The sequence below is a fragment of the Tissierellales bacterium genome (assembly GCA_025210965.1).
GTDB lineage: Bacteria > Bacillota > Clostridia > Tissierellales > JAOAQY01 > JAOAQY01.
On sequence record JAOAQY010000148.1, the window covers coordinates 1 to 7,412 of the forward strand.

A 7,412-nucleotide genomic window follows, 5' to 3' on the forward strand; every position below is an offset into this window, starting at 1 on the left:
ATCTACGAAAGCTTAATATATAGTAAACATCCTGATGTGGATGTATTACTCCCACTCGATTGTTGAAGGTGGCTTAGAAGTGATATCATACACTATTCTATTAACCCCTTCTACTCTGTTTACGATTTCTCTTGAAATTTTGTCCAAGACATCGTAAGGTATTCTAGCCCAGTCTGATGTCATACCATCTGAACTAGTAACTGCTCTAAGTCCTATTGCATGAGCATAAGTTCTCTCATCTCCCATAACTCCAACAGAGCGAACTCCTGGAAGAACTGCAAAGTATTGCCAGATTTCTTTATCAAGTCCAGCTTTTCTGATTTCTTCTCTATAAATCCAGTCAGCCTCTCTAAGTATAGCAAGCTTATCTTCTGTGATTTCGCCCATTACACGAATAGCAAGTCCCGGTCCTGGGAATGGCTGTCTGCTAACTAACTCTTCTGAAATACCAATTTTTCTACCAACTTCACGAACTTCATCTTTGAATAATAGGTTAAGTGGTTCGATAAGTTCGAAATCAACATCTTCTGGAAGTCCTCCAACATTGTGATGTGATTTGATTGTTTGAGCTGTATCAGTTCCACTCTCTACCACGTCTGGATATATAGTTCCTTGAACCAAGAAGTCTGCATCTCTCAATTTGTATTTTTCTTCTTCAAATACTCTGATGAATTCTTCACCGATTATTTTTCTTTTTGTCTCTGGATCTGTTACACCAGCTAACTTAGATAAGAAACGCTCTTGAGCATTAACTCTGATAAGATTCATGTCAAATTGCTCGCTGAATATTTGCTCAACTTGATCGCCTTCATCTTTTCTAAGAAGACCATGGTCTACAAATATACAAGTAAGGTTCTTACCTATAGCTTTGTGAACAAGGACAGCTGCTACAGATGAATCAACTCCACCTGAAAGTGCACAAATAGCTTTTTTATCGCCAATTTGTTCTCTTATAGATTTTATAGTTTCTTCTGCAAAATCTCCCATATCCCAGTTTGCTTCACATCCACAAACTTCAAATAAGAAGTTTTGAATCATTTTGTAACCATCTTGTGTATGCTCTACTTCTGGATGGTACTGAAGTCCATAAAGTTTCTTTTTTGCATTTGACATAGCAGCAACTGGACAGCTCTCTGTACTAGCAATGATTTCAAAGTCTTGAGGAGGTTCCTTGACAAAGTCAGTATGAGTCATCCAGCATTCTATTTCTTTTTCAAAGCCTTTAAATAAGTCACTGTCTTTTTTATAGTCTAAAGCCATTCGGCCGTATTCTCTCGCTTCTGCTCTCTCTACTGTACCACCGAAACCAACTGCCATCAGTTGTAATCCATAGCAAATTCCAAGTACTGGAATTCCCATTTCATAAAGTTTCATGTCTACTTTAGGTGCGTTCTCTGCGTAAACGCTATTTGGACCACCTGAGAATATAATTCCCTTTGGATTCTTTTCTTTTATCTTTTCTAAACTTATAGTGTAAGGTACTATCTCACAGTACACTTTAGCTTCTCTTACTCTTCTTGCGATTAATTGGCTATATTGTCCACCAAAATCAAAAATCAAAATCATATTTTCCACGCTCTCATCCTCCTATTTAATCGAATAGTTTGGTGCTTCTTTTGTAATATTGATATCATGAGGATGACTTTCTATCAAGCCAGCTCCTGTAATTCTAACAAATTGTCCGCGCTCTGCTAAATCCTTTACAGTAGCAGTTCCACAATATCCCATACCTGATCTAAGTCCACCAAGTAATTGGAATATAGTATCTCCAACTGGTCCTTTGTAAGCAACTCTACCTTCAACACCTTCTGGAACTAATTTTTTATTTCCTTCTTGGAAGTAACGGTCTTTACTACCTTGAGCCATAGCTCCAAGCGAGCCCATACCTCTGTAAACTTTGTACTGACGACCTTGGAATAATTCAACTTCACCAGGGCTCTCAAGTGTTCCTGCAAGCATTGAACCTAGCATTACTGTACTACCACCTGCTGCCAATCCTTTAACTATATCGCCTGAGTATTTGATTCCACCATCTGCAATTACAGGAATACCGTATTCTTTAGCAGCCTCTGCACAATTGTAAACCGCAGTGATTTGTGGAACTCCAACACCTGCAACTACTCTAGTTGTACAAATAGAACCTGGTCCTATACCAACTTTTACTGCATCTGCTCCAGCTTTTATCAAATCTACTGTTGCTTCTGCAGTTGCAACGTTACCAGCTATGATTTGTAAATCAGGGTAAGCTGCTTTAACCTTTGCAACTGCCTTCAATACTCCAGCGGAATGACCATGTGCTGTATCGATTGTTATAACATCTACCTTTGACTCATAGAGTGCTTTTACTCTATCCATCAAGTCTGCTGTAACTCCTACTGCTGCTCCAGCTAACAATCTTCCGTTCTCATCCTTAGCTGAATTAGGATATTTTATTGCTTTTTCTATATCTTTAATTGTGATAAGTCCTGAAAGTTTTCCATTCTCATCTACTATAGGTAATTTTTCTATTCTATGCTCTGCCATAGCTTTTTGAGCTTCTTCCATAGATACTCCAACTTTAGCAGTGATAAGTGGATTTTTTGTCATAGCATCTTCAATTTTGATTGAAGTATCCTGTACAAATCTCACGTCTCTATTCGTAATAATCCCAACTAATTTCATATCAGCATCTACGATAGGTACTCCACTAATTCTATATCTTCTCATCACATCTAATGCATCTTCTACATTGTGATCTGCTGATAGATAAAATGGATCTGTAATAACTCCATGCTCTGATCTCTTAACCTTGTCTACCTCTAATGCCTGCTGCTCAATTGACATGTTTTTGTGGATAATTCCAATTCCACCCTCACGCGCCATAGCTATAGCCATAGCTGATTCTGTCACTGTGTCCATACCCGCACTGATAATTGGTATGTTAAGCGTAATCTTTTTTGTCAACTGCGTTTTTAAAGTAACCTCTTTTGGTAATATCTCTGATTTTGCTGGTACTAGAAGTACGTCATCAAACGTCAACCCTTCGTTTAAGAACTTTTCCATTAAACAACCTCCTGAAAACATTTAAAGTAAAGATCACTCATATTGGTCTTTCTCTCTGAACTATACCCATTTTCTATACATTCGATTAAAAAAGTACAAAAAAAGCGCACACTTTCAGAGGAAAATATACGCGTACGACAAATTTTCCCCATAGTCAGATAATTTAAGGTCATCTGGTAGAAACATCTCGGCCCTATCCCAAGACATATATGAGTAATCTAATCTCTTAGTATTTAGTTTTCTACATACTAACATTATTAACTACCCTTGTCAATAGAATATAATCAAAGTATTTTTTACGTTATAGACATTTGTTTTTTCCAGTAGTTAGAAGTTGTAAATGTTATCACCCGTTCTTCTAATTTTATTTCTTTCAAAATCATGATTGATATGATAGAATTAGAGTCGAGGAAAATATCAGAGCATATCATTTATGATGATTAAATGTCTAAATCGAATCATTGAATTTATTTCGACCTATCTTTTTAAAACCTTGCGTGCCTTTTAAGCCATGAAAGAATCGAATGGTATTGGAAAGAAGTGATTTTAAGCTAAACACTCCTTTTAATAGGAACGGTTCACTCCCGTTGGTTGATGCTTTATGAGATTTAGTATTTATCCGCCATAAAATCACCCATATTTGATAATTGAGCTTCGATGTCCCGCCGCCAAAAGGATGTCGGAGATTCGAGTTTGTTCGATATAGTCCTTTAAATCGAGTATAAGACCGATTTAATGTAACACCATTCTAGCAGCTATCGTTTCCCGGTAGCTGCTTTCTAATGCCCAAATTTAGCACATTTCTAGTAAATTTCTCAAAATAAAAAGCGCATTTCAGCCTAAATCATACTAATATGACCTAAGCTTTCAATGCACTTTTCTTCAAATTTTATATTTCATTGGTTAATTAGTTCTCTATTCTACATCATTCCTGGCATTCCGCCCATAGGTGGCATAGCTGGTTCATCTTCCTTTATATCTGCTACAGCTGCTTCTGTAGTAAGAACCATAGCCGCTACTGATGCTGCATTTTGAAGTGCCGAACGAGTTACTTTTGTTGGGTCAACAATACCTTTTTGTATCATATCAACATACTCTTCGTTTAGTGCATCAAATCCTACTCTTACTTCGCTATTCATTACCTTCTCTACAATTACAGATCCTTCTAAACCTGCATTTTCAGCAATTTGACGAACTGGCTCTTCTAATGCTCTAGCCACTATTTTCGCACCTGTTCTTTCATCACCTTGAAGCTCTGCTGCCAATTCTCTAACTTTAGATATAGCATTTGCAAGTGCAGTTCCACCACCAGGAACTATACCTTCTTCAACAGCCGCTCTAGTAGCTGCAAGTGCATCTTCTATTCTTAGTTTTCTTTCTTTTAGCTCCGTTTCAGTAGCCGCACCAACTTCTATAACTGCAACTCCACCAGATAATTTTGCTAATCTTTCTTGAAGTTTTTCCATATCAAAGTCAGAAGTTGTCTCTTCGATTTGAACTTTTATTTGTCTAACTCTCTCTTTAATAGATTCTTCATTTCCACCACCATTTACTATAGTAGTGTTGTCTTTGTCTATCTTGACACTAGCTGCTTGTCCAAGCATCATCAAATTAGCTTCTTTGATATCGTATCCCAATTCTTCTGATATAACCTCTCCACCTGTAAGTATAGCTATATCTCTAAGCATTTCTTTTCTTCTATCACCAAATCCTGGAGCTTTTACAGCCACACAATTAAATGTTCCTCTCAATTTATTAACTACCAATGTAGCTAATGCTTCACCTTCTATATCTTCAGCTATTATCAAAAGTGGTTTACCTTGCTGTACTATTTGTTCTAACACAGGTAGTACATCTTGTATATTATTTATCTTCTTGTCCGTAATCAATATATATGGATTTTCAAGATTTGCTTCCATCTTGTCTGTATCTGTTACCATATATGGTGATAAATATCCTCTATCAAACTGCATACCTTCAACGGTTTCAAGTGTAGTACCCATAGTTCTAGCTTCTTCTACTGTGATTACTCCATCATTTCCAACTACTTCCATAGCATTTGCTATCAATTCTCCAATAGCTTCATCTGCAGCTGAAATACTAGCAACTTGTGCTATTTCATTTTTATTTTTAACTTCTAATGATATATTTTGAACTTCATTTACAGCAAGTTCAACAGCTTTTTGGATACCTTTTTTCACGATCATAGGATTTGCACCTGCTGCAACGTTTTTGAGTCCTTCTCTTATGATAGCCTGTGCTAAAAGAGTCGCTGTAGTAGTTCCGTCTCCAGCTACATCGTTCGTCTTTGTAGCTACTTCTTTTACTAGTTGAGCTCCCATATTTTCGTATGCATCTTCTAGTTCTATTTCTTTTGCAATAGTAACACCATCATTTGTAATTAAAGGTGCTCCAAATTTTTTGTCCAAAACAACATTTCTACCCTTAGGTCCAAGCGTTACTTTCACTGTATCTGCTAATTTATTTATACCAATTTCCATTGATTTTCTAGCATCTTCTCTAAATTTTATTTCTTTAGCCATGTCATTCGCCTCCCAAATTGAGTTAATATATTATTCTACTACTGCTAATATCTCATTAAGTTTTAGTATTGTAACTTCTCTGCCTTCTATTTTAATCTCAGTTCCAGCGTATTTTGAAAAGATAACTCTATCTCCAACTTTTATTTCATCCTTTTTAGCGTCATCTCCTAATATCTCTGAGCCAACGGCCAATACTTCTGCCAATTGTGGAGCTTCCTGCGCTGAATTAGGAAGTACTATACCACTTTTAGTCTTCTCTTGCGCCTCTACTTTCTTGATCACAACTCGATCTCCTAATGGTCTTATATTCATGAAAATACCCCCTTGATATTGTATGTTTTTCATCATTAGCACTCAACTCTTCAGAGTGCTAACCCTACATTGATAGTTTATTAAAACGGCTCTGGATTGTCAAGTATTATTTACCAAATTTTCTACCATTTTAAAGCTGTTCTAGCATAGTGAAATAGATATTGCTGGGCTATTCCTGCAAGTTCTCCAAATTCCACTTCCACGAAGTTCAGTATATTCTTCTCATGTTCTATTTCTTCACCATAGCAATGCATCATTATTCTCTTAACCCATACGTCTACCGGAAATGCTTCTTTAAAATCAAATCCATATAACAGTATGCAGTCTGCCACTTTGCTTCCAATTCCTTTAATTTTCATCAATTCTTTTTTCGCAGCTTTATACTCCATGTCTTTTACATTTTTTAGGTCTACTTCTTTATTGTGAAGCTTCTCAACTGCATCAACTAAGTACTTATCTCTATATCCTACTCCTAGAGCTTTAAATTCTTCAGCACTAACTCCTACTAATTGATCTAATGTAGGAAATGCATATGCTATTTTGCCATCCCACGTTTCTATTTCAGTTCCATATTTTTCACTGAGTTTTTCTATACTGCCACTTATCCTCTTTATATTGTTATTTGATGAAAGTATAAATGATATAAGTGTTTCCCAAGGCATTTGTTTCATAACTCTAAGCCCAGGTGTATGTGCTACCGCTTCCTTTATATACTTATCCTTAGCAAATTTTTCTTGAAAATCCTCATAAGGTTCATCTAACCCCAAGTAACTATTCCAAAAATTTTCATCTAATTTCTTTGTACTTTTTATATTAAGTGTTTTTAGCTCCTGTTTTATCTCTACATATGATTCACAAACAACTCCACTATACACACTTTCTTCATTTTTGCTCCATCTAAAACATTGTCCACATTCTAGAGTAGCGCCTAAATCAAATGCTGTGTTCAACTCTATTTTTAAATCGTATATCTCCATATAACATATCCTCCTATTCACTTCCTTCATTATATCATAGCACTAACTTATCGATTTTTAATTGAAAATTTTGTAATGATTTTAAATTTCAATTGGGTATAAATAATATAGGTAGTTTTGTATTTTTTTAATTAAATTTTAGAGAGGAGTTGAAACCATGATTCATATAGACCCTAAAGTTGTAGATTATTTAAAACATAAACACAGTCATTGTATAACAATAAAAACTGTAGAAGGAAAAGGCTGCTGCGGAATACCAGTAGAACCACAAATTGAGATAAAAGAACCAAAAAATCTAGAAAGATTTGACCACTTTGAAGTGGACAATGTTGACATATATTTGAAAAAAGGCCTCGCAGTTGATGAACATCTCTACTTTAAACTTTCTAGTATATTGGGACTCAAATCTATCAAAGTAACTGGACTAAATTTTATCTAGATGTTTCAAGCACCATATGTGCATCAATACTCTAAATGCAATTAGATGTCAAAATCTAGAAAAGTAAAAAAACTAGATAGCAAAAGCTAGAAAAGCTAA

6 protein-coding genes and 1 riboswitch are annotated in these 7,412 nt (G+C 35.6%); of the genes, 1 reads left to right on the plus strand and 5 read right to left on the minus strand.

The window, feature by feature from the left end:
• Positions 1-45 precede the first annotated feature (45 nt).
• From guaA to N4A40_10370, 5 genes are all read right to left on the minus strand, one after another.
• Positions 46-1,566: a glutamine-hydrolyzing GMP synthase gene (gene guaA / locus N4A40_10350; GenBank protein MCT4662250.1), complete on the minus strand. Its 1,521-nt coding sequence runs from the start codon at positions 1,564-1,566 to the stop codon at positions 46-48.
• A 21-nt stretch (positions 1,567-1,587) separates the two neighbouring features.
• Complete coding sequence (guaB, locus tag N4A40_10355) at positions 1,588-3,042, minus strand: IMP dehydrogenase (GenBank protein MCT4662251.1); 1,455 nt, start codon at positions 3,040-3,042, stop codon at positions 1,588-1,590.
• A gap of 131 nt (positions 3,043-3,173) precedes the next feature.
• Positions 3,174-3,275: riboswitch (purine riboswitch) on the minus strand.
• Between the two features lie 687 nt (positions 3,276-3,962).
• A complete protein-coding gene (gene groL, locus N4A40_10360; protein MCT4662252.1) occupies positions 3,963-5,585 on the minus strand; it encodes a chaperonin GroEL in 1,623 nt (540 codons plus the stop codon).
• Between the two features lie 30 nt (positions 5,586-5,615).
• The gene (locus N4A40_10365) at positions 5,616-5,897 is read right to left on the minus strand and encodes a co-chaperone GroES (protein ID MCT4662253.1); all 282 of its coding nucleotides are present in this window, start codon (positions 5,895-5,897) and stop codon (positions 5,616-5,618) included.
• Positions 5,898-6,019: 122 nt separating this feature from the next.
• On the minus strand, positions 6,020-6,874 hold the full coding sequence (locus N4A40_10370; GenBank protein ID MCT4662254.1) for an 8-oxoguanine DNA glycosylase: 855 nt from the start codon (positions 6,872-6,874) through the stop codon (positions 6,020-6,022).
• Between the two features lie 157 nt (positions 6,875-7,031).
• Between N4A40_10370 and N4A40_10375 the strand changes: the two genes are divergently transcribed.
• A complete protein-coding gene (locus N4A40_10375; GenBank protein MCT4662255.1) occupies positions 7,032-7,313 on the plus strand; it encodes a hypothetical protein in 282 nt (93 codons plus the stop codon).
• Positions 7,314-7,412: the final 99 nt, after the last annotated feature.